We start from the raw sequence: 23866 nt of genomic DNA, 5'->3' as shown, positions 1-23866 counted from the left end.
CCCTGGGCGCCGGGCACGGTCCTGGTGCGGGCGGCGCTCAGGCGCGTCCGGCCGACTTCTGGGTCTTGCGGGTGATCGAGTCGATGACCACCGTGGCGAGGAGCACACCACCGGTGATCATGTACTGGATCGGGGTGGCGATGCCCTGCAGGGCGAGGCCGTACTGGATCGACGTGATCACGAGGACACCGAGCAGCGCGTTCCAGGTGCGGCCCCGGCCGCCGAAGAGGCTGGTGCCGCCGATGACGGCCGCGGCGATGACGTTCATCAGCAGGTCGCCGGAGCCGGCGCTCTGGTTGGCCGCCGCGATCTTGGAGGCCCAGAAGAGGCCGCCGACCGAGGCGAACAGGCCGGCGACGGCGAAGACCGAGACACGGACCGCGGTGACGTTGATACCGGCGCGGCGGGAGGCCTCGACGTTGCCGCCGAGCGCGAAGACCTTGCGGCCGTACGCGGTGCGGCGCAGCACGAAGTCGCTGCCGACCAGGACGATCGCGAAGAGCAGCACCGCGAGCGGCAGTCCCTTGTACTGGTTGAACATGAACGCCACGGCGAACGCGGCGACCGCGAGCAGCACGGTGCGCAGCACTATGTCGCTCAGCGGGCGGGACGGGATGCCCGCGGTCTCGCGGCGGCGGTTGCCGAAGAAGGCCGACAGGAAGTATCCGGCGACCGCGACGACGGCCAGGAGGTAGGCGGCGGCCACGTCCGAGAAGTAGTACGTGGTGAGCTTGCCGACCACGCCGTCGCCGTCGATGTTGATCGTGCCGTTGGACCCCAGGATCTGGAGCATGAAGCCGTTCCAGAACAGCAGACCGGCCAGGGTCACCGCGAACGCGGGCGCACCGATGCGGGCGAAGAAGAAGCCGTGCAGGGCGCCGATGACCGCGCCGGCCGCGAGGGCGCAGACCACGGCGAGCCACTCGTTCACGCCGTGGGTGATGCTCATCACGGCCATGATCGCCGAGGAGACACCGGAGACGGAGCCGACCGACAGGTCGATCTCGCCGAGCAGCAGCACGAAGATGATGCCGACCGACATCATGCCGGTGGCCACCATGGCGACGAAGATGTTGCTGAGGTTCTCCGCGCCGAGGAAGGCCGAGTCGAGGCTCTGGAAGATCGCACAGATGACGATGAGGCCGACGACGACCGGGATCGCCCCGAGGTCGCCGGCGCGCATCTTGCGCTTGAACTCGCCGATGTAGCCGGCGAATCCCTGCTCGCGCACGAGCAGGCGGGGGTCGACGGCGGGGGCGGCGTCGGCCGCGGCGGCGGGCGCGTCCACGGGGGCGGCCTGGGACTTGTCGATGCTCACTTCTGAGCCTCCGCGTTGGTGCGGGCCGCACGACGGGTCACGGCGTTGTCCGTGGCACCGGTGATGGCGGAGATGATTTCTTCCTGCGAGGTGGTCCCGACCTCGAACACGCCGTTGTTGCGGCCGAGCCGGAGGACGGCGACCTTGTCGGCGACGGCCTTCACATCGGCCATGTTGTGGCTGATGAGGATGACCGCGAGGCCGCGCTCGCGCAGCCGCTCGACGAGGTCGAGAACCTGGGCCGTCTGCTCGACGCCGAGGGCGGCCGTCGGCTCGTCGAGGATGACCAGCTTGGGCTCGCCGAGCATGGAGCGGGCGATGGCCACGACCTGGCGCTGACCGCCGGAGAGCGAGGCGATCGGGATGCGCACGCTGGGGATGCGGATGGACAGGGTCTGGAGCAGATCGCGCGAGCGGCGCTCCATCTCGACCTCGTCCAGGACACCGCGGCGCTTGATCTCACGGCCGAGGAACAGGTTGCCGACGACATCGATGTTGTCGCACAGGGCGAGGTCCTGGTAGACCGTCGCGATGCCCAGGTCCTGGGAGTCGTGCGGCCGGTTGACCGTGACGGGGTTGCCCTCCCACTCGATGACACCGTCATCGATGGGGTGCACGCCGGCGATCGTCTTGACAAGGGTGGACTTTCCGGCGCCGTTGTCGCCGACGAGGGCGACGACCTCTCCGGCGTGGACCTCAAGCTCTACGTCGGTGAGCGCCTGGACAGCACCGAATCGCTTGGAGACCCCGCGCAACGCCAGCACGGGCGTAGCGGACACGTGAACCATCTCCTTCGCCGCCTGAGCCTGACCCGGCGGGAGGTTGAACAAGAAGAGTGAGGGGGGTTCCGTCCGGCGCCCCGCCGTTGTGCTGCGGGGCTGTCGGCGGCAGGGCGCCGGACGCGCTGACACAGGTCCGCGTTTTCGATGGACGCGGTGTCCCGTGCAGGTCGGTCGGGCCGCCGCACGGGCGGCCCGGCGGTGTTACTTCAGGCCGAGCTTGTCGCAGGCGGCCTTGTACTTGGCCGTGCAGATCTCGCCGAGCGTGTAGTAACCCTGGTCGATGACCGTGTCCTTGATGTTGTCCTTCGTCAGCGAGACGACGGGGACGATGACCGCCGGGATGCCCTTCTCGGTACCGCTGTCGACGGTGCTCGTGTTCAGCGAGCTGTCGACCTTGCCGGTCTTGGCGATCGAGACGGCCATCTTGGCGACGGTCTCGGCCTCCTGCGGGTACGACTTGAAGACGCTCATGTACTGCTCGCCGGTGATGATGCGCTGCACGCCAGCGAGTTCGGCGTCCTGGCCGGTGACCGGGGGAAGCGTCTTGAGCCCCGCGCCCTTGAGCGCGGTGATGATGCCGCCCGCCATGCCGTCGTTGGCGGAGTAGACGCCGACGATCTTGTCCTTGCCGAGGGCGGCGATGGCGCCCTCCATGTTGGCGTTGGCGTTCTCCGCCTTCCACTCCTTGGTGTCGTACTCCTTGCCGATGTTCACCTTGCCGTCGAGGGCGTCGTGGGCGCCCTTCTTGAACTGCGCGGCGTTCGGGTCGGTCACGGCGCCGTTCATCATGACGATCTTGCCGGACTTGGCCTTGTCGCCCAGGGCCTTCAGCAGGGCCTCGCCCTGCGTCTTGCCGACCTCCTCGTTGTCGAACGAGGTGTAGGCGGCGATCGGGCCCTCGGCGAGGCGGTCGTAGGCGACGACCGGGATGCCGGCCTCCTTGGCCTTCTTCACGCCCGAGGCGACGGCCTTGTAGTCGACCGCGTCCAGGATCAGCACGTCGACCTTCTTGGTGACCATCGTATCGATCTGCTGCGCCTGGAGGGTGGCGTCCTGCTTGGCGTTGAGGTACTCGACCTTGCCCTTGCCGTTCGTCAGCTCCGCGATCTGCTTCTCGATGATCGGCTTGTCGAACTTCTCGTAACGAGCGGTCTGGTTCTCCGGCAGCAGCAGGCCGACCGTGATGGCGTCGCCCTTCTTCTCGCTGCTGCCCGACGACTTCGAGGAGCCACCGGACTCCTTGGCGCTGCCACAGGCGGCGAGCGAGACGGCCATGGCACCAGCAGCAACGGCGAAGGCCGCGCGACGCATACGCGTGTTCACTTCTCAAACCTCCCTGACGAGGCCGCGTCGTTGCGGCCGAGGTGGCTGGAAGTCAACTCGGCCGCGCGTGCGACGTCAAGAAGTAAATCCTTAACGAGATGGCAACGGTGCCATCCGTTCTCTAAGTGAAGGCAGGAGCGGCCGCGTGGAGCGTGCCGTCCAAAAGGGTTGAATCGCCCATCTCGCTCAACGCGAGGGCCAGCGCGCCGAGTACTTCCGCGCGGCCGCCAAGTGCGCCGGGGAGCACGGAGAGTTGGCGCGCGGCGCTGGGAATGGCGTACCGCCCGACCGACTCCCTGATCGGGCCGAGCACCAGCTCACCGGCCTCGGCGAGGTCCCCGCCGAGCACCACCCGGCTGGGGTTGAGCAGGTTGCAGAGGTTGGCGACCCCGCTGCCGATGTGGCGGCCGACGTCGGCGATCACCCGGCGGCAGCCCGGGTCGCCCTCCCTCGCCAGCCGTACGACGCCCTCCATGGTCAGGTCGGTGCCGTGACTGGGCCGCAGCAGCGGGAGCACGTACCCGGCGGCCGTGAAGGTCTCCAGGCAGCCGCGGTTGCCGCAGCGGCAGACCGGGCCGGACTCGTCGAGCGTGATGTGCCCGATCTCGCCCGCCGTGCCGCCGGGGCCGCGGTAGATCCTGCCGCTGATCACCAGGCCGGCGCCGACGCCGCTGGCGATCTTGATGTACGCCAGGTCGCGCACGCCCCGGCCGCTGCCCCAGACCAGCTCGCCCAGCGCGCCGAGGTTGGCGTCGTTGTCCACGTGCACCGGCACTCCGAGGCGCCCCCGCAGCTCCTCGGCGGGCCTGACGCCCGTCCAGCCCGGCAGGATGGCCGTGGAGCCCAGAGTGCCGGACTCCACGTCGATCGGGCCGGGGACGCCGACACCCACGCCGGCGATCTTGGAACGGTCGACGCCCGTGGCCTCGATCAGGCGGTTGACCAGTTCCTCCGCGCGGTCGAAGCCCTGCGCCGAGGAGGCGTCCACGTCCAGCGGCTCGGACTCCTCGGCGAGCACCTGGTGGGCGAGGTTGCCTATCGCGACCCGCAGGTGGGTGTGCCCGAAGTCGACGCCGATCACGATGCCGGCGTCCCCGCTCAGGGAGACGCTGCGGGCCCGGCGCCCGCCCGCGGAAGTGGGCGTGACCTGGACCGTTCCGCCGTCCTTCAGCTCGCGCACGATATTGGAGACCGTCGCCGCGGACAGGCCAGTGGTCCGCGCGATCTCCGCCTGCGTGAGTGATCCGGCAAGGCGCACGGCACGTACGACCCGCTCCAGGTTGGCTCGGTGCAGCGACGACTGCGACCCTGGCGTCTCCACGACGACCTCCTGAGCGCGGGGCCGCATCGGCGAGGCCCCGTCCATGTCCAACTAGTGAACTCTAAGCTGAGCTGTTCGGGTCCCCTCCCGTCAAGAGGTTGAACGTTATCCGCCCCCTTGGACAAGCAGCCGCACCCATGTCACGCGCCCGCGCACGCCCGACGTCCGCACGCCCTCCGTGGGGGCGGCCCGGAGAGGTCTTCACGGGGCGGACGCCGGACGCGGGGCGCCGCAGGCGGCGGGCTCGGGCGACCGGCGCCAGGCACGGCCAGCCACGAGCTGCCCTCGCGATCAGGCTCGGAATGCGGCTCATGGACGTCAGGGAGTAGGGACACCGACGCGAGCGGCAGCGGTGCTGGACGGAAAGCCGCGAGCCGGCACGAGGCCGGCCGGTGCCAGGCCGGCTGGTGGGCAGGGCCCCGAAAGCGGCCCGCGGAGGCCGCGGGAGATACAAGACGCCGCAGGCGGCAGCGACTCGAGACGGCGAACCCGCGAGCCGGGCCCCCGAGCGTGACTCGCGGAGACTGCGGCTTCGCGACAACGTGCGCACGCGGCAGCGATGCGGAGTGACGGGCTCGCAGGTCCGACCCGGCAGATCCGCTCGCGGAGACCGGGAGTTTCCCAGCGGCGCGCGGGAGCCGCGGCGACGCCGTGCCAGCGAGTCCGGCCCCGCAAGTACGCATGCGGAGGCCGCGCCAGGGGTGGGACGGCGGGCGGCCCCGCGAGGCCGGTCGCGGGGCCCGGCAGGACGGGGCGCGCTCCGCGCAGCGGGTGGCGGGCGGCGGCCGGGACCGGCAGGCGCGCCGGGCCGCGCGACGGCGGCCCGGTGCCGGGTGTTACTTCAGGGCGCCCGCCGTGAGGCCCTGTACCACCTGGCGCTGGAAGATGACGTACGCGGCGAGCACCGGCAGCATCGCCATCACCAGTCCGGCGAAGAGACCGGACCAGTCACCCTTGTAGCCCTGGCTCACGGCGAGTTGCACCAGGCCCTGGGTCAGCACGTGCTTGTCCGGGTCGGTGTTGAGCACCGTGGGCAGCATGTACTGGTTCCACTGCCCCAGGAAGTTGAAGATCCCCACGCTGATCAGTCCGGGCTTGGCCATCGGCAGCATGATCTGGAAGAACGTCCGGGTGTGCGAGGCCCCGTCCACGAACGCGGCCTCCGCCACCGACGTCGGCAGCGTCCGGAAGAACGCGGTCAGGAAGAACACCGTGAACGGCAGCGAATACGCGATGTAGACCAGGATCAGACCGTGAATGGTGTTCAGCAGTCCCATGTTGTTCACCACGTAGAACAGCGGGACCAGCGCGAGCATGATCGGGAAACTCATGCCGCCGATGAAGAGGTAGTAGATGAAGCGGTTGCCCGGAAAGTCGAAGCGGGCCAGCACATACGCCGCCATCGAACCGAGCACCAGCGTGCCGACGAGCGAACCGCCCACCACCAGCACGGTGTTGAGGAAGTACGAGCTCATGTTGGCGTCGGTCCAGGCCCGCGCCCAGTTGTCGAAGTGGAGCTTGTCGGGCAGCGCCCAGGGCGAGCTGAAGATGGAATTGTCGTCCTTGAAGGACGTCATCACCGCCCACGCCAGCGGCATGACCACCATGATCGCCCAGATGATCAGAATGCCGTGCGAGAAGACGTTGAGGACGGAGCCGTCCTTCTTCCGTCCGGCCGGCTTCTCGGCCGGTGCGCCCACCGCGGCGAGGCCGCCTGCGGACTCGGCCGGAACGGGGGCGGGGGTCTCGGTCGTTTTCATTGTCAGAACTCCAGCCGCTCGCGCCGGCCCAGCCGCATCACGACCGCGGCGAAGGCCAGCGTGACGACGAGCAGCGCGACGCCGATCGTGGTGGCGTAGGCGGCCTGACCGTCACGGAACGCCTTCTGGTACACGTACAGGACCATGACGGTGGTCGAGTAGTCGGGGCCGCCCGGCCCGGTCGTCATGATCTGCACGACCGCGAACGACTCCGCCCCGAGGGCGAGGATGCCCATGTACACCCAGCCGGACTGCACGGTGTCCCACAGCAGCGGCAGAGTGACCCGGAAGAACGTGGTGAACCGGCCGGCACCGTCCAGCAGCGCGGCCTCGTACAGGTCCGCCGGGATGGAGGCCATGCCGGCGGAGAACAGGACCACGAAGAAGCCGACCGTGGACCAGACGAGCACCGCCATCACGCACCACAGCGCCAGGCTCGGGTCGCCCAGCCACAGCGGCTGGACGCTGCCGAGCCCGATCCCGCGCAGCACGGAGTTGATCGCGCCGCTGTCCGGGTTGTACGCGAAGGCGAACAGCAGGGCCACGATCGCGATCGACAGCACCTGCGGGAAGAAGTAGACGATCTTGTAGAACGCGGAGCCGCGGACACCGGAGATCGCCGGTCCGCCGCGGCGGCGCCGCCCGCCCACATTGATCATGAAGGAGAAGAACAGCGCCAGACCGATCGTCACCAGCGGTAGCACCAGGGCGAACAGCAGGCTGTGCTGCAACGACTTCCAGAAGATGTCGTCGTGGAGCATCCGCTGGTAGTTGTCGAAGCCGACCATCTTGAAATCGGGGCTCAGACCGGTCCAGTCCGTGAACGAGTAGTAGATGGACTGGATGAACGGCCAGACGACGAAAAGCGCGTACAGCCCGAGGGGAACCGCGAGGAACCCCACGATGAACCGGTACTTGCCGTGCTGCATTGCTGCCGACCCCGATCTCTGGGCGGGTGGTACCGCTGGTGACGGATCCTCGGAGTTACTGGTGCTTGTAGTGCTTGATCGACTGGTCCTTGGCGGCCTCGTCGGCGAAGCCCTGGATCTTCTTGATGGCCTCGGCCGGGGTGAGCCGGCCGGCCATCATCTCGCCGATGCCGGACACCCCGATCTTCTCCTTCTGGAGCTGCACGTACCAGTCCTGGAGCCGCGGATTCACCACGTTGGAGCCCGCCTTGTCCAGCGCCACGACTCCGGACTTCAGACCGGGGGTGAGGTCGATGCCGTCCGTGCCGCCGTTGTAGGCGGTGAGCGACTTCACCTTGGCGGTGAAGTTCTTCGAGGAAGCCTCACTGAGCATGATGCGCAGCTGCTCCATGCCCCCCTCGGGGTTCTTGGCCTTGGCCGGGACGATGAACGGCTCGCCGCCGGAGGCCCAGATGGTGCCGAACGGCATCTTGTCGGAGCTGTCGATACCGGTGGGCGCGGAGACGGCCAGGTCGAAGTCGGCGGGGATGACGTTCGCGGACTCGTTCTCCACCCAGGAGCCGTTCGGGATGAACAGCGCCTTGCCCTTGGCCCAGGCGGTCTGCGACTGGATGTGGTCCAGGCCCGGGGTGCCCTTGAGGATGTAACCCTTCTGGTAGAGCTCGTAGTAGGCCTCGAAGCAGGCCTTGACCGCCGGGTGCTTCCAGGCGTTCGGCTCCAGGTTGTCGATGGCGTCCAGGACCTCGCGGCCGCCGACCTTGCCGATCATCGGGTAGAGCGAGAAGGGCAGGTAGTAGGGGTACTTGCCGGCGTAGGTCCAGCCGGCCATGCCCTTCTTCTTCGCCTTCTCGCAGACCTTGAGCATGGCGTCCCAGGTCTCCGGGTACTGCTCGTCCAGCGAGTCGAGGGCCTTCTGCGAGTACCACACGCCGTAGACCGTGTAGGCGTAGTACAGGATCCACACCGGCCGGCCGTCGAACTGCCCCATCTCCACGATGCCCGGGCGCAGTGTGTCGCGGACCTTCTTGCTCGGGTCGTCGTAGGACGCCGCGTCCAGCAGCGGGGTGAGGTCCGCGAGCTGGCTCTTGCCCACGAGGACGCCCATGTCCATCTGCTCCGCGCCGGAGTTGTCGATGAGGTCCGGCGGGTTGCCCTGGTTGAAGCGCGGCTGGAGCGTCGACTGGATCTTCTGGGTGGCGGCGAACTTGGTCTTCGCCTTGGGGAAGTCCGTCTCGTAGATCTTCACCGCGTCCTCGGCGTATTCCTTGCCGAAACCGCCGTCGAAGAGGACGAATTCCATCTGCGCGGTGTCGTTGACGCCGAGCGGGTTCTTCTCGGTCTTCTTGCCCGCCTTGGCCTTGCCCTGGCCGTCACCGCCACCACTGGCGCAGGCGGACAGGAAGCCCATCGCGGGAACGCTGATCAGACCGAGTGCGGCGGACCGCTTGATCAGGGCCCGGCGGCCGACGCCTCCGTGGTTCTCGGCGGAAGTGGATCCCATGCTCAAGTCCTCGCCTTCTCCAGGACTCAGGCGGTGAACCGGATCCTCCCCGGCACCGCGGTCGGGTCACGCTGGGTCGTGCAGGAAGTACGTCGTGCGTCGTGCACCAGGATCGGACGGAAGACAAGGAGGCGGACGCGTTTACGCGCCGAACCACCCTTTCCGACTCCCCCGGGTCCGCATCCGGCCGGTCTCACGGTCGCGCGGACGCCGACAGGTATAGTCCACTTCCGGTCAGCGGAGCAAGATCGGGAGCAAGGTTCACCGCGGGTCTTTTCCGAGTTGAGACCTCACACGGAATATGCGCCGCCCATGGGCTTCCGTTGACGGAAATATCCACGCCTTTGCGCCTGAATGCCACAGCCAACACCCTTGACATCACTGGCCACTTGGCTCCCTACTGGTCCTTGCGTACAGAGTTGACAACGTTGTCCGAAACGCAGGGAGGGACGCCGCGCATGCAGCGCAGAGTACGGCACAGATGGGGTCCGGCGGTCGTTGTCACGGCCGCCTTCGTCACGGCAGCCGGCTCGCAGGGGGCGGCGGTCGCCCTGCCCGGCAAGCCCCCGGCCGTCAGCCGGGAGTTCAGCTCCTCGTTCGAGGCCGGCGACCCGGCGCCGGACTGGCTGAACACGGTCGACACCGCCAAGGGCGGCGGCAAGCGCGCCTCGGGCGTGGACGGCGGCTACAGCACCGGCATCCCCGGCAATGTGGACGACCACATCACCGAGGTCCGGGCCAGCGGGGAGAACACGGGCGGCGGCGAGGTGAAGGAGAACCTCGTCGACGGCGAGTCCGGCACCAAGTGGCTGACCTTCGAGTCCACCGGCTGGGTCGAGTTCGACTTCGACAAGCCGGTGAACATCACCCGTTACGCCCTCACGTCCGCCAACGACTACGACGGACGCGACCCGAAGGACTGGACCCTGAAGGGGTCCACCGACGGCAAGGACTGGAAGACCCTCGACACCCGCGCCGGGGAGAAGTTCTCCGAACGGTTCCAGACCAGGACCTTCGACCTGGCCGAACCGGCCGAGTACCAGCACTTCCGGCTCGACGTCACCGGGAACAACGGCGCCTCGGGCATACTCCAGCTCGCCGACGTGCAGTTCTCCACCGGCGGCGACGACGCGCCGGTCCCGCAGGACATGCTCTCGCTGGTCGACCGCGGCCCCAGCGGCTCCCCGACCGCCAAGTCCGGGGCCGGCTACACCGGCAAGCGTGCCCTGCGCTACGCGGGCCGGCACACCGCGAAGGGCCGGGCGTACTCGTACAACAAGGTCTTCGACGTCAACGTCAAGGTGCTGCCCGACACGCAACTGTCGTACCGCCTCTATCCGTCGATGGCCGACGGCGACCGCGACTACGACGCCACCAACGTCGCCGTCGACCTCGCCTTCACCGACGGCACCTACCTGAGCAGCCTGGGCGCGGCAGACCAGCACGGCTTCACCCTCAGCCCGCAGGGCCAGGGCGCGGCCAGGACGCTGTACGTCAACCAGTGGAACAACGTGGCCTCCCGGATCGGTTCGGTCGCCGCGGGCAAGACGATCGACCGGGTCCTGCTCGCCTACGACTCCCCCACCGGCCCCGCGAAGTTCCGCGGCTGGCTGGACGACGTGGAGATCAAGCAGGTGCCGCAGGAGAAGCCGAAGGCGCACCTGTCGGACTACGCGCTGACCACCCGCGGCACCAACTCCAGCGGCAGCTTCTCGCGCGGCAACAACTTCCCCGCGACCGCGGTGCCGCACGGCTTCAACTTCTGGACGCCGGTGACCAACGCGTCCTCGATGAGCTGGCTCTACGAGTACGCGCGCGCGAACAACGAGGACAACCTGCCGACGCTCCAGGCGTTCAGCGCGAGCCACGAGCCGAGCCCCTGGATGGGTGACCGGCAGACCTTCCAGGTGATGCCGTCCGCCGCCGCGGGCACCCCGGACACCGGCCGCACCGCCCGCGCGCTCGCCTTCCGGCACGAGAACGAGACCGCGCGGCCGTACTACTACGGGGTGCGCTTCGAGAACGGCCTGACGGCCGAGATGGCGCCGACCGACCACGCCGCCGCGCTGCGCTTCACCTACCCGGGCGACGACGCGAGCGTGATCTTCGACAACGTCAGCAATCAGGGCGGTCTGACCCTGGACACCGCGCACGGTGTCGTCACCGGCTACTCGGACGTGAAGTCCGGGCTGTCCGCGGGCGCCGGCCGGCTGTTCATCTACGGCGTCTTCGACAAGCCCGTGACAAGCGGCTCGGCCGCCGGCGTCACCGGCTCCGTACGCCTCGACGCGGGCAAGGACCGTACGGTCACCCTGCGCCTCGCCACCTCCCTCATCAGCGTCGACCAGGCGAAGGACAACCTGCGCCAGGAGATCCCGGACGGCACCTCGTTCGACGCCGTCAAGGCGGCCGCCCAGCGGTCCTGGGACAAGCTGCTCGGCAAGGTCGAGGTCAAGGGCGCCACGCCCGACCAGCTGACCACGCTCTACTCCAACCTGTACCGGCTGTACCTGTACCCGAACTCGGGCTCCGAGAAGGTGGGCGGCACGGACCGGTACGCCTCCCCGTTCTCGCCGGCCTCCGGTCAGAACACCCCGACGCAGACCGGCGCGAAGATCGTCGACGGCAAGGTCTACGTGAACAACGGCTTCTGGGACACCTACCGGACCACCTGGCCCGCGTACTCCCTGCTGACTCCGAGTCAGGCCGGTGAGATGGTCGACGGATTCGTGCAGCAGTACAAGGACGGCGGCTGGACCGCCCGCTGGTCCTCCCCGGGCTACGCCGACCTGATGACCGGCACCTCCTCGGACGTGGCCTTCGCGGACGCCTACGCCAAGGGCGTGCCGATGGACGCGAGGACGGCGTACGAAGCGGCCGTGAAGAACGCGACGGTGGTACCGCCGTCCTCGGGCGTGGGCCGCAAGGGCATGGCCACCTCGCCCTTCCTCGGCTACACCAGCACCTCCACCGGCGAGGGCCTGTCCTGGGCGATGGAGGGCTACGTCAACGACTACGGCATCGCGAAGATGGGCGAGGCCCTCTACAAGAAGACGGGCGAGAAGCACTACAAGGAGGAGGCTGAGTACTTCCTCAATCGGGCCCAGGACTACGTCAGGCTGTTCGACTCGCGGATCGGCTTCTTCCAGGGCCGCACCACCCAGGGCGACTGGCGCCTCGACCCGTCGAAGTACGACCCGCGCGTGTGGGGCTACGACTACACGGAGACCAACGGCTGGGGCTACGCCTTCACCGCCCCGCAGGACGGCCGGGGCCTGGCGAACCTGTACGGCGGGCAGAAGGGCCTGGCGGACAAGCTGGACGCCTACTTCGCCACTCCCGAGACGGCCGGCCCGGAGTTCGTCGGGTCCTACGGCGGTGTCATCCACGAGATGACCGAGGCGCGGGACGTGCGGATGGGCCAGTACGGCCACTCCAACCAGCCCGCCCACCACGTGACCTACATGTACGACGCGGCGGGACAGCCGTGGAAGGCACAAGAAAAGGTCCGCGAGGTCCTCTCCCGACTCTACGTGGGCAGTGAGATCGGCCAGGGCTACCTCGGTGACGAGGACAACGGCGAGCAGTCGGCCTGGTACGTCTTCTCCGCACTCGGCTTCTACCCGCTGGTCATGGGCAGCGGCGAGTACGCCATCGGCTCGCCGCTGTTCACCAAGGCGACGCTGCACCTGGACGGCGGCCGCGACCTGGTGATCCAGGCCCCGAAGAACAGCGCGAAGAACGTGTACGTGCAGGGCGTGCGGTTCAACGGCAAGGCCTGGAACTCGACGAGCCTGCCGCACTCGCTGCTGTCCAAGGGCGGTGTCCTGCAGTTCGACATGGGCCCGCGGCCCTCGTCGTGGGGCACGGGCAAGGACGCGGCGCCGGTGTCGATCACGACCGGCGACAAGGCGCCGAGCCCGCGCGCGGACGTGCTGAAGGGCGCCGGGGCGCTGTTCGACGACACCTCGTCGACGGAGGCCACGGTGACGACGGTGGACCTGCCGGTGTCCGGGCCCGTCAAGGCGGTCCAGTACACCCTGACCTCGCCCGCCGACCGTGCCAAGGCCCCGGTCGGCTGGACGCTCCAGGCCTCCACCGACGGCACGACCTGGACGACGGTGGACCGGCGCTCGGGCGAGTCCTTCGCCTGGAACAAGCAGACCCGGCCCTTCACGATCGCCTCTCCGGGCACCTACCAGAAGTACCGCCTGGTCCTGGACGACACCTCCACGCTCGCGGAGGTGGAGCTGCTGGCCTGAGCCGCTGAGCATCCGGCATGAGGAAGGGGCGGGCCCGGCGGGCCCGCCCCTTCTTGCCGTCCTGCGTGCCGTCCTGCGTGCCGTCCTGCGTGCCGTCCTGCGTGCCGTCCTGCGTGCCGTCCTGCGTGCCGTCCTTCCCGCCGTTCGCGGGACCGGACGTCCGGTCAGTCCGTGGCGACGGTGAAGACGTGCAGGTCGGTGTTGCCGGGCAGCCGCACGCCGCTGATCCGCTTGCCCGCCGGGGCCTCGTAGGGCGCGGTGGCGAAGACGTAGGTGGTCACCTTGTCCTTGTCCGCGCCCGCGACATTGCGGTACGCGGTCCTGGCCACCACCGTGTTCCCGAACTGGACGGTGCCGCCGCCTCCGCCGACGGTCCAGTCGGTGAAGGAGAGGTCGACGGTACCCGTGGTGCCGTCGGTGTAGGTGACGGTGGCCTTCGTCTGCTGGTTGCCGTTGACCGCGCTGCCGACGAAGGACAACCGGGAGGCGGGCGTGGCCAGTTCGATGCTCTGGCCGGCTCCCGAGGCGTTGTCCGGGCGCCCGCTGGGCGAGTTGGGCCAGGTGAAGGACAGGCCGTTCACCGTGCCCTGCCCGCCCGGGGCCAGGCCGGCCGCCGCCAGGGCCTGGCGGGAGTAGCTCCAGCCGCCCCCGTCGTAGTCGGCCTCGTCGTGCTCGCCCTCGTCGTCCGAGATCCCGGTGTTGTCGTAGGCGGCCAGCAGGCTGCCCGGGGCCGCCACCGTCAGGGACACCGGCTGCTCGTAGGACTGGCTGCCGGAGGTGACCGTGACCTTCGCCTCGTAGAAGCCCTGTTCGGCGTCCGGGGCGGCGGTGAGCGTGATCTGCCGGGCGCCGTCGGTCACCGTGCCCTCGGCGGGACTGGCCGTGACGCCGGACGGGGTGCGGACGCTGAAGCGCACCTCGGGGCCCTGGCCGCCGTTCAGGGAGAGGGCGCGCACCCCGATCGTCGTACTGCCGCCGGGCGCGAGCGTCGCCGCGGTCGGGCCCACACCGATCTGGTACGGCTGCTCACCCTGGCGAAAGGAGGGCGGTGCGGCGGACGCGGCACTGCCCCAGGTACGGTCCGGGGTGGCCGCGAGGGTGTAGTCGAGCCGGCCGCCGTCACGGACGAAGCTCACCGGCAGCCAGGGACGGTCGCTCGCCCGGCCGTTCACCTTCAGGGACCGCACGTACGGGGATCCGGCCGCAGCTCCCGCGGCGCGCACGGAGATGTCCCTGCCGTGCGGGCGGTGGATGTCGATCCGCTCGAACAGCGGTGAGGCCAGGACGAGTTCGGCGCGGGAGGGCACCTGCGGATACATGCCGAGCGCGGAGAAGACGTACCAGGCGGACATCGCGCCGAGGTCGTCGTTGCCGGGAATGCCGGCCGGCTGCGTGGTCCACAGCTGCCGCATGGCCGCGCGGACGGTCTCCTGCGTCTTGTAGGGCGCGCCCGCGTAGTCGTACAGGTAGGGGACGTTGATCGAGGGCTCGTTGTCGAGTTCGGACTTGGCGCCGCCGTTGCCGGTGAACGCCCAGCCGCCGTCGGCCTTGTGGAAGAAGTCGTCCAGGCGGGCCAGCGCCGTCTCCCGGCCGCCCATCGCCGCGAACAGGCCGGCCGGGTTGTGCTGGACCATCCAGGTGTACTGGGCCGCCGAACCCTCGACGAAGCCGTTGCCGGTGTCCGGGGTGAAGCCGGTGACCCAACTGCCGTCCGCCTTGCGGTTGGCGATGTAGCCGCCGGAGGAGTGGGCCGCGACGTTGAAGTTGTTCTGCCACCACTGGGCGCGCTCGGCGAAGGCGGCGGCGGTCTTCTTCTCCCCCGCCGCCTCGGCGAGCTGGGCCAGGGCGAAGTCGGCCGTGGACATCTCCAGCGTCTCGGCCGCGCCTCCCCAGGCGTTGGACACGGACGGCATGTAGTGCAGCTTCAGGTACTTGTCCAGGGAGGGCCGCTGGCCGGCCGACAGGACCGGCTTGCCCGCCGGGGACAGGTCCCCTTCGGTCGGCACGGTCGCCGCCTTCACCAGGGAGGCGAGGGCCCCCTTCAGGTCGAAGCCGGTGCCGCCGAAGGCGTGGATGCCGGCGAGGGCGGCCGGCGAGGGGTCGCCGTTCATGACGTGGGTGCCGCTCGCGCCGTGCAGCCAGCGGTCCCAGACACCGCCGTTCTGGCCGGCCAGCTCGTACAGGGACTGGGCGATGTCCGAACCGGTGTCCGGGCTGAGCAGCGTCAGCAGCTGCACCTGGTCGCGGTAGACGTCCCAGCCAGAGAAGGTGCCGTACTGGGCCTGGTGGCCGCGGCCCACGGTGTGCACCTTGTCGTCGGCGCCGCGGTACCTGCGGTCGGCGTCGCTGATGACGTTCGGGTGGAGCAGGGCGTGGTAGAGCGCGGTGTAGAAGGTGGTGCGCTCGTCCTCGGTGCCGCCGCCGACGCGGATCGCGCCCAGCCGGTCCCGCCAGGCCCGGCGGGCCGCGTCCCTGACCGAGTCGAAGGAGCGCTGCGGCGGGTTCTCCGCGGCCAGGTTGGCCTCGGCTCCGGCCTGACTGACGTAGGAGATGCCGACCTTGACGCCGACCGGGCCGCTGCCGGGCGCGAACTCCACATAGCCGCCGGCGCCCTTGCCCGCCACGGGCCTGCCGCCGTCGGCGAAGCCGCCGGTGCCGCCGGTCGCCGAGGTCGCGCCCGGGTTCAGCTTGTCGTCCTGCCAGGTGCCCGTCGCCGTGAACGGCCGGTCGAAGCGGGCGGTGAAGTACAGGGTGTAGTAGGCGCGCCGGCCCTCGGGGTCGAGGTAGCCGCAGAAGTTGCCGGAGGTGACGGAGCCGGAGACGGTCCGCTTCGCCGGGTCGATGGTGACGGACGAACCGGTCGAGCCCACCTCGGAGTTGGCGGTACGGATGAGGAGCGAGGCGGGCCGGCTCGCGGGGTAGGTGAAGCGGGCCGAGCCGGTGCGGGCCGTGGCCGTGAGGTCGGCGGTCACTCCGGAGGCGAGGCCCACCGTGTAGCGGCCGGGCTCGGCGGTCTCGTCGGAGTGGCGGAAGTCGGAGGCGTAGACGGCGTCCTTGGTGTCGCTCGCCGGTGAGGTGGTGACCTTCCCGGCGTACGGGAAGAAGGGGATGTCGCCGCTGCCGCCCGCGCAGCCGGTGCCGGACATGTGGGTGAGGCTGAAGCCGCGGATGCGGGTCGCGTCGTACTGGTAGCCGCCGGGCGCGGCCGTCCTCGTGGCGTCGCCGCGGGTGTTCTCGGGGCTGAAGGAGAGCATGCCGAACGGGGCGACGGCGCCCGGGAAGACATTGCCGCCGTTCCTGGTGCCGATCAGCGGGTCGACGTACGCGGTCGCGTCCTGGACCAGGGCGGGACCGGGTGTCGGGGGTGCGGCGGACGCCGCGAGGGCAGGGGTGGCGCCGCCGGTCGCGAGCACCGCGGCCAGCAGCAGGGACATGGGACGGAAACGCATGACGCGGCCCCTCCTCCTTCGGACGGGTCGCGCACCACGGGTCGCACAAGCCTCAGGGACAGTAGCGTGCGCCGGTGGTGTCACGGAAGACCGCGTACGGGCGCGCGGGCGCGCTCGGTGCCGACACCGTGCTCACGCGGGCGGAGTCTCGGCGTCGGCCGTGCTGACATCGTTCGTGCTGACATCGTTGTCGACGGGCACGACCCCCAGTAAAGTCATGCACAGACCAATAACTGACAACGTTGTCGCACCATGGTGTCGCACAAGCCGACCGCACCGGGGGCGAGATGGGAGACCCCCAGGGACGACGGGTTCCGGTCCGCCGCCATGGGAGCGCTCCCACCTCGCTTGCCAGTGAAAGCTAGCGTGGACGGCGGCGGCTGTAAACGCCTGGGGAGAAAGAGGGAGGGCCGCACCTCCGTTGCCGGGGATGCGGCCCAACTGCCCTGCGGGATCCGTTACTTGCGGATCAGGCTGCGCAGCACGTACTGCATGATGCCGCCGTTGCGGTAGTAGTCGGCCTCACCGGGGGTGTCGATGCGGACGACCGCGTCGAACTCGACACCGGTGTCGGTGGTGACCTTCATGGTGCTCGGCGTGCGGCCGTCGTTGAGCTCGGTGACGCCGGTGATGGTGAAGGACTCCTCGCCGGTCAGGCCGAGGGAGTCGGCCGTCCGGCCCTCCGGGAACTGCAGCGGCAGGACGCCCATGCCGATGAGGTTCGAGCGGTGGATGCGCTCGTAGGACTCGGCGATGACGGCCTTGACGCCGAGCAGCGCGGTGCCCTTCGCGGCCCAGTCGCGGGACGAGCCGGAGCCGTACTCCTTGCCGGCCAGGACGACCAGCGGGATGCCCTGCTCGATGTAGTTGCGCGAGGCGTCGTAGATGAAGGAGACCGGCGCGCCGTCCTGGGTGAAGTCGCGGGTGTAACCGCCCTCCGTCCCCGGCGCGATCTGGTTGCGCAGGCGGATGTTGGCGAACGTACCGCGGATCATCACCTCGTGGTTGCCGCGGCGGGAACCGTAGGAGTTGAAGTCGCGGCGCTCGACGCCGTGCTCGGTGAGGTACTGGCCCGCCGGGGTGTCGGCCTTGATGGCACCGGCCGGGGAGATGTGGTCGGTGGTGACCGAGTCGCCCAGCTTGGCGAGCACCCGGGCGCCGGCGATGTCCTCGACCGGGGCCGGGTCCATGCCCATGCCCTCGAAGTACGGGGGCTTGCGGACGTAGGTGGACTCGGCGTCCCACTCGAAGGTGTTGCCGGTCGGGATCGGCAGCGACTGCCACTGGGCGTCGCCGGCGAACACGTCGGAGTAGGACTTGGAGAACATGTCCTCGCCGATGGCGTTGGCCACGACGTCGTTGACCTCGGCCTCCGACGGCCAGATGTCCTTCAGGTGGACCGGCTTGCCGTCCTGGTCGACACCGAGCGCGTCCTCGGTGATGTCCACCTTCATGGAGCCGGCGATGGCGTAGGCGACGACCAGCGGCGGGGACGCCAGGTAGTTCATCTTGACGTCGGGGTTGATCCGGCCCTCGAAGTTGCGGTTGCCGGACAGCACCGAGGTGACCGCGAGGTCGTGCTCGTTGACGGCCTTGGAGACCTCCTCCGGCAGCGGGCCGGAGTTGCCGATGCAGGTGGTGCAGCCGTAGCCGACGAGGTTGAAGCCCAGCTTGTCCAGGTACGGGGTCAGGCCGGCCTTGTCGAAGTAGTCCGTCACGACCTTCGAACCCGGGGCGAGGGTGGTCTTGACCCACGGCTTGCGGGTCAGGCCCTTCTCCACCGCCTTCTTGGCCACCAGCGCGGCGGCGACCATGACGTACGGGTTGGAGGTGTTGGTGCAGGAGGTGATGGCCGCGACGGTGACCGCGCCGTGGTCCAGCTCGTAGGTGCTGCCGTCGGGGGCGGTGACCTGGACCGGGTTGCTCGGGGCACCGTTGGGGTGGACGGCCGGGGCGTCGGAGGCCGGGAAGGACTCCACGCCCGCCTCGTCGACGGTGTCGACGTAGTTGCGGACGTCCAGCTTGAACTGCTCGGCGGCGTTGGCCAGGACGATGCGGTCCTGCGGGCGCTTGGGGCCGGCGATGGACGGCACGACGGTGGACAGGTCCAGCTCGAGCTTCTCGGAGTAGTCCGGCTCGGCGTTCGGGTCCAGCCAGAGGCCCTGCTCCTTGGCGTACGCCTCGACGAGCGCGAGCTGCTGCTCGGGGCGGCCGGTCAGGCGCATGTACTTGATGGTCTCGTCGTCGATCGGGAAGATCGCGGCGGTGGAGCCGAACTCCGGCGACATGTTGCCGATGGTGGCGCGGTTGGCCAGGCTCGTCGCGGCCACGCCCTCGCCGTAGAACTCGACGAACTTGCCCACCACGCCGTGCTTGCGCAGCATCTCGGTGATGGTCAGCACCAGGTCGGTGGCGGTGGTGCCGGTGGGCAGCTCGCCGGTGAGCTTGAAGCCGACGACCCGCGGGATGAGCATGGAGACCGGCTGGCCGAGCATGGCGGCCTCGGCCTCGATGCCGCCGACGCCCCAGCCGAGGACGCCGAGGCCGTTGACCATGGTGGTGTGCGAGTCGGTGCCGACGAGCGTGTCCGGGTACGCCTTGCCGTCGCGCACCATCACCACGCGGGCCAGGTGCTCGATGTTCACCTGGTGGACGATGCCGGTGCCGGGCGGGACGACCTTGAACTCGTCGAAGGCGGTCTGGCCCCAGCGCAGGAACTGGTAGCGCTCCTTGTTGCGGCCGTACTCCAGCTCGACGTTCTGCTTGAAGGCGTCGTTGGTGCCGAACTTGTCGGCGATGACGGAGTGGTCGATGACCAGCTCGGCCGGGGCCAGCGGATTGATCTTCGCCGGGTCGCCGCCGAGCTCCTTGACGGCCTCGCGCATGGTGGCGAGGTCCACGACACAGGGCACGCCGGTGAAGTCCTGCATGATCACGCGGGCCGGCGTGAACTGGATCTCCTGCGACGGCTTGGCCTGGGAGTCCCAGCCGCCGAGGGCACGGATGTGGTCGGCGGTGATGTTCGCGCCGTCCTCGGTGCGGAGCAGGTTCTCCAGCAGCACCTTCAGGCTGTAAGGCAGTCGGGCCGCGCCCTCGACCTTGTCAAGCCGGAAGATCTCGTACGACTCGTCGCCCACCTGCAGCGTGCTGCGGGCGTCGAAGCTGTTCGCCGACACGACAGTCTCCTTCATTGATGTGCGCCTACCACCACGATCCTGCCGCCACGGCGACTCGGCCGATCCAGTAAGGTACGGCTAAGTTAGGTCACCCTTACCGAGTGGCGGCTGTGGTGCACCCCGGCAGATATCTCGATGTCGAGATAACTCTAGTACATGGGGGGCGGATGGTCATGCGCGGACCGGGCGGACGCCCCACCCTCTCCCGCGCAGCCTGCGGACGCACGCCAGGGCCATCGATCCCGGCGCCGCTGACGACGCATCACCCGAATGGACCCCCCAGGAAGCGCCATCTCATATCTGAGATAACCTCAACCCCATGGCAGACGACTACCTCGTACGCATCGGCAAGCTCATCCGTGACGCCCGACAGCACCGGGGCTGGACGCAGGCACAGCTGGCTGAGGCACTCGGCACCAGCCAGAGCGCCGTCAATCGCGTCGAGCGGGGCAACCAGAACATCAGCCTTGAGATGATCGCCCGCATCGGTGAGGCCCTGGACAGCGAGATCGTCTCGCTGGGCTACGCAGGCCCGATGCACCTGCGGGTGGTGGGCGGCCGCCGCCTCTCCGGCGCGATCGACGTGAAGACGAGCAAGAACGCGTGCGTGGCGCTGCTGTGCGCCTCGCTGCTCAACAAGGGGCGCACGGTGCTGCGCCGGGTCGCCCGGATCGAGGAGGTGTACCGCCTGCTGGAGGTGCTGAACTCCATCGGCGTGCGCACCCGCTGGATCAACGACGGCGTCGACCTGGAGATCGTGCCGACGGCCGACCTCGATCTGGACGCCATCGACGCCGAGGCCGCCCGCCGTACGCGGTCCATCATCATGTTCCTCGGGCCGCTGCTGCACCGGATGGACCACTTCAAGCTGCCGTACGCGGGCGGCTGCGACCTCGGTACGCGGACGATCGAGCCGCACATGATCGCGCTGCGCCGGTTCGGACTGGACATCACGGCGACCGAGGGCCAGTACCACGCCGTGGTGGACCACGCCGTCCGCCCGGACCGCCCGATCGTGCTGACCGAGCGCGGCGACACCGTGACCGAGAACGCGCTGCTGGCGGCGGCCCGCCACAACGGCGTGACGGTCATCCGCAACGCCTCCTCCAACTACATGGTCCAGGACCTGTGCTTCTTCCTGGAGGTGCTCGGCGTCAGGGTCGAGGGCATCGGCACGACGACACTGACCGTGCACGGTGTGCCGGAGATCGACGTCGACGTCGACTACTCGCCCTCCGAGGACCCGGTGGAGGCGATGAGCCTGGTGGCGGCGGCCGTGGTCACCGAGTCGGAGCTGACGGTGCGACGGGTGCCGATCGAGTTCCTGGAGATCGAGCTGGCGGTCCTGGAGGAGATGGGCCTCGACCACGACCGCACGCCCGAGTACTTCGCCGACAACGGCCGCACCCGGCTGGTGGACCTCACCGTACGGCCCTCCAAGCTGGAGGCGCCGATCGACAAGATCCACCCGATGCCGTTCCCGGGCCTGAACATCGACAACGTCCCGTTCTTCGCGGCGATCGCGGCCGCCGCGCAGGGCAAGTCGCTGATCCACGACTGGGTCTACGACAACCGCGCGATCTACCTGACGGACCTGAACCGCCTGGGCGGCCGCCTGCAACTCCTCGACCCCCACCGGGTCCTGGTCGAAGGCCCCACCCGCTGGCGCGCGGCCGAGATGATGTGCCCACCGGCCCTGCGCCCCGCCGTGGTCGTCCTCCTGGCCATGATGGCCGCGGAGGGCACGTCGGTCCTGCGCAACGTCTACGTCATCAACCGCGGCTACGAGGACCTCGCGGAGCGGCTGAACTCGATCGGGGCGCAGATCGAGACGTTCCGGGACATCTGACCGACGGCTGCCGCCGCACCTCATGTGACCTGGACGCATGCGGGTCTGGAAGGGGTGCGGCGGCGCCTGTGGGACTTCTCCGGGACTTTGGGCCGGGACCGAAGGCGCCATCTGTAAGCGGAAGCGAGCCTGGGAAAAGAGCCAGGTCAGGGCTTTTCCTGGCTCACTGCCCAGAGTGCGGGCGCCCAGAGCGTCATGATCGACAGCACGCCTCTGCTCGGGGCAGAACACGCTGCCACGACCATGCTCACCCTGCACAGGCCCGCACTGCTCACTCCAGACACCGGCTCGCACATCATGGCCCTCACCACATTCCGGCCGTCATAATGGACTCATGTCCTCCAGCCCACAGCACTCTGCATCCGTATCAAGGGGCTTCTTGCCCGCGGATACCGAGGACCTCGCGCTGTACCGGGAGAAGTTCCGGCGGCGTCTGCCGGAGTCACTGGACGAGTTGCACGGCCCGACCCAGGGGATCGTGGAGCTACCGCTGCACATGGCCTGGTCCGGGATGACGTCGTACGACATGGGCAAGCCTCGCCAGCGCATGGGCCTGTACCGCACCGTCCTGCACGAGGGCCTGCGTGACGACCTGCCCCGCTACCTCGACCAGGACCTGCTCCTCCAACTGTGGCCGGTGCTGCGCACACTCGTCGGCCGCACCGTGCGCACCGTGTGGGAAGACGCCTTCCCCCAGCTCGCCTCCCGCACCCAGGCCGCCGCGTGACAGACATGCCGGAGCTGCACACGCGACTCCTGGCAGATGTGATCGCCCTCGGCTCCCGCCGCTGGACCAATGCCGAACTCGAGGAGTTCGGCCGCCGCCACGCCCGCGGCCGCTTCGAGCGCGAGGATCTGCAGTCGAATCTCACAGGCGCCGAGTGGACTGACGACGAAGCCTTCGCCGCCTACGGGCTCGAAGACGCCACCATCACCGCTCTCCGCGCCTGGGCTGTGGAATGGGCCGACGACCTCGCGGCCCGCCTCCTCGAAGAGGCCCATAATCAGGACATCGACTGATCTGCGGTCAGAGCAAGACCGCAAAGTCGGTCGCGGGCTTGGCGTCATCCTCAGCCGTACAACTCGTCGGCGGCGGCACAAGCGGCAGACAGCAGCGAAGTGGGCTCACGAACCCACTGGGAATGGCTGCCGTGGCGTCGGAACCCGACACGTGTTCCGACGCCAAGAAGCGGGCACCAGTAGCTGACAGCAACCGCGGCAGATAGCCTGCTCGACTGCCGCAGCCACACATGGGGGAACCGTGCACACCCGCACCATCGCCGTCATCACGGCCGTCCTGCTCGCTGGGCTGGCCGGCTGCGGAACCAGCGCCGATGCCGGGGTCAAGAAGTCGACCACGGATATCCGCACCTCGGTTGAACACCTCCGTGAGGCGATGGGCGAAGAGACCAAAGCAGTCAAGGAGAAGAAAGGTGACGTGCGCGCCCGGGCGGAGAACGTCCGCCTCGTCGCGCAGATCGAGTCCACGAACCTCAAGAAGTACGCCGACCGTGCCCCGGCCGAAACGCAAAAATTCGCCAATGCGGCAAAAAGCTGGGCGGAGAGCGTCGCCACCGCACGCGAGGCGATGCTCAGCGACCAGGAAACCAGCACCATCGCCCTCGCCGACTCCATTACCGAGGAACGGTTCATGGACTCGGCTGCCGCGGACCTCCACGTCACACCATGGACGCCGAGGCCCCCATGGACGGCGAGCTCCGAAGCCGACAGCGAATAACCCCAGCAGCCGGGCATGCCTCAGTCTCCGCTCCGCCCGTAGTTCGCATCGAGGGGCGCACGCGACACCCCCGCTCGGGCCTCCTCCGGGGTCGGGTCGCCCGGGGCCACACGTGGCGGTACCGAGCTGCACGCGAGCTCTCGCCGCTCGGGCTCAGGTGTCGTAGCAGCCGTCCCAGGGGGCGTGGAAGCCCAGCCCGTCGGGATAGAACTCGGCCCACACGCCGTCGGCGGCGTCGTCTTCCTCGTCCTCCTCCAGGACCAGACCGAACAGGGCTCCCTCGAACTGGACGGAAAAGGGTGCGATCGCGATGCCCCGGTACTGCGCTCCGGGAGGACGGCCAGCCACTCAGCAGCCAGTCGTCGCCACTCCAGTCCTCGGGGAAGGCCGCGGTGACCGAGGCGAAGAACTGACCGCCCTGCCACCGCCCGATGGTGCTCGTGCGGTGGTCGGGATCA

General features: G+C 69.1%; 14 protein-coding genes and 1 pseudogene. 5 read left to right on the top strand and 10 right to left on the bottom strand.

What is annotated here, in order from left to right; translation table 11 throughout:
* Window positions 1-37: 37 nt before the first annotated feature.
* The 7 genes from ACIP4X_RS31990 to ngcE all read right to left on the bottom strand — a co-directional run bounded on the left by ACIP4X_RS31990 (window position 38) and on the right by ngcE (window position 8934).
* Complete coding sequence (locus ACIP4X_RS31990) at window positions 38-1318, bottom strand: ABC transporter permease subunit (RefSeq protein ID WP_358735080.1); 1281 nt, start codon at window positions 1316-1318, stop codon at window positions 38-40.
* Window positions 1315-2106: an ATP-binding cassette domain-containing protein gene (locus tag ACIP4X_RS31985; protein WP_358735078.1), complete on the bottom strand. Its 792-nt coding sequence runs from the start codon at window positions 2104-2106 to the stop codon at window positions 1315-1317. The genes ACIP4X_RS31990 and ACIP4X_RS31985 overlap by 4 nt, the downstream gene beginning before the upstream one ends.
* Window positions 2107-2301: 195 nt before the next feature.
* Window positions 2302-3423, bottom strand: coding sequence for a substrate-binding domain-containing protein (locus tag ACIP4X_RS31980; protein WP_358735076.1), 1122 nt, complete (start codon window positions 3421-3423; stop codon window positions 2302-2304).
* A gap of 121 nt (window positions 3424-3544) precedes the next feature.
* Window positions 3545-4744 (bottom strand): ROK family transcriptional regulator, encoded by a 1200-nt coding sequence (locus tag ACIP4X_RS31975; RefSeq protein WP_358735128.1) that lies wholly within the window; start codon window positions 4742-4744, stop codon window positions 3545-3547.
* 836 nt (window positions 4745-5580) lie between these two features.
* Window positions 5581-6504: a carbohydrate ABC transporter permease gene (locus tag ACIP4X_RS31970; protein WP_358735074.1), complete on the bottom strand. Its 924-nt coding sequence runs from the start codon at window positions 6502-6504 to the stop codon at window positions 5581-5583.
* A gap of 2 nt (window positions 6505-6506) precedes the next feature.
* The gene (locus ACIP4X_RS31965) at window positions 6507-7433 is read right to left on the bottom strand and encodes a sugar ABC transporter permease (RefSeq protein ID WP_358735072.1); all 927 of its coding nucleotides are present in this window, start codon (window positions 7431-7433) and stop codon (window positions 6507-6509) included.
* Between the two features lie 55 nt (window positions 7434-7488).
* Window positions 7489-8934: an N-acetylglucosamine/diacetylchitobiose ABC transporter substrate-binding protein gene (ngcE, locus tag ACIP4X_RS31960; RefSeq protein ID WP_358735071.1), complete on the bottom strand. Its 1446-nt coding sequence runs from the start codon at window positions 8932-8934 to the stop codon at window positions 7489-7491.
* A gap of 458 nt (window positions 8935-9392) precedes the next feature.
* On the opposite strand from ngcE, the gene ACIP4X_RS31955 reads away from it, so the two are divergent.
* Window positions 9393-13196, top strand: a complete 3804-nt coding sequence (locus tag ACIP4X_RS31955; RefSeq protein WP_401351651.1) for a GH92 family glycosyl hydrolase — start codon at window positions 9393-9395, stop codon at window positions 13194-13196.
* Between the two features lie 164 nt (window positions 13197-13360).
* Here ACIP4X_RS31955 and ACIP4X_RS31950 read toward each other — a convergent pair whose 3' ends face one another.
* Window positions 13361-16645 carry a GH92 family glycosyl hydrolase gene (locus ACIP4X_RS31950; protein ID WP_391457188.1) on the bottom strand — a complete coding sequence of 1095 codons (3285 nt, stop codon included), beginning with the start codon at window positions 16643-16645 and terminating at the stop codon, window positions 13361-13363.
* A gap of 458 nt (window positions 16646-17103) precedes the next feature.
* Window positions 17104-19821, bottom strand: coding sequence for an aconitate hydratase AcnA (gene acnA / locus ACIP4X_RS31945; RefSeq protein WP_358735065.1), 2718 nt, complete (start codon window positions 19819-19821; stop codon window positions 17104-17106).
* A 319-nt stretch (window positions 19822-20140) separates the two neighbouring features.
* On the opposite strand from acnA, the gene ACIP4X_RS31940 reads away from it, so the two are divergent.
* From ACIP4X_RS31940 to ACIP4X_RS31925, 4 genes and pseudogenes are all read left to right on the top strand, one after another.
* Window positions 20141-21670 (top strand): UDP-N-acetylglucosamine 1-carboxyvinyltransferase, encoded by a 1530-nt coding sequence (locus tag ACIP4X_RS31940; protein ID WP_358735063.1) that lies wholly within the window; start codon window positions 20141-20143, stop codon window positions 21668-21670.
* 334 nt (window positions 21671-22004) lie between these two features.
* The gene (locus tag ACIP4X_RS31935) at window positions 22005-22397 is read left to right on the top strand and encodes a hypothetical protein (RefSeq protein ID WP_401351648.1); all 393 of its coding nucleotides are present in this window, start codon (window positions 22005-22007) and stop codon (window positions 22395-22397) included.
* Window positions 22398-22420: 23 nt separating this feature from the next.
* A pseudogene (locus ACIP4X_RS31930) lies at window positions 22421-22690 on the top strand (hypothetical protein); the annotation flags it as partial.
* Between the two features lie 241 nt (window positions 22691-22931).
* Window positions 22932-23408, top strand: a complete 477-nt coding sequence (locus ACIP4X_RS31925; protein WP_358735060.1) for a hypothetical protein — start codon at window positions 22932-22934, stop codon at window positions 23406-23408.
* Between the two features lie 153 nt (window positions 23409-23561).
* Here the strand turns inward: ACIP4X_RS31925 and ACIP4X_RS31920 are convergent, their stop codons facing one another.
* Window positions 23562-23756 (bottom strand): hypothetical protein, encoded by a 195-nt coding sequence (locus ACIP4X_RS31920; RefSeq protein ID WP_358735058.1) that lies wholly within the window; start codon window positions 23754-23756, stop codon window positions 23562-23564.
* Window positions 23757-23866 lie beyond the last annotated feature (110 nt).

The organism is Streptomyces sp. NPDC088817, from assembly GCF_044750345.1.
Taxonomy (GTDB): Bacteria; Actinomycetota; Actinomycetes; order Streptomycetales; family Streptomycetaceae; genus Streptomyces.
The sequence above is the reverse complement of the archived record's forward strand: the minus strand, read 5'-3'. Positions and strand labels throughout refer to the sequence as shown.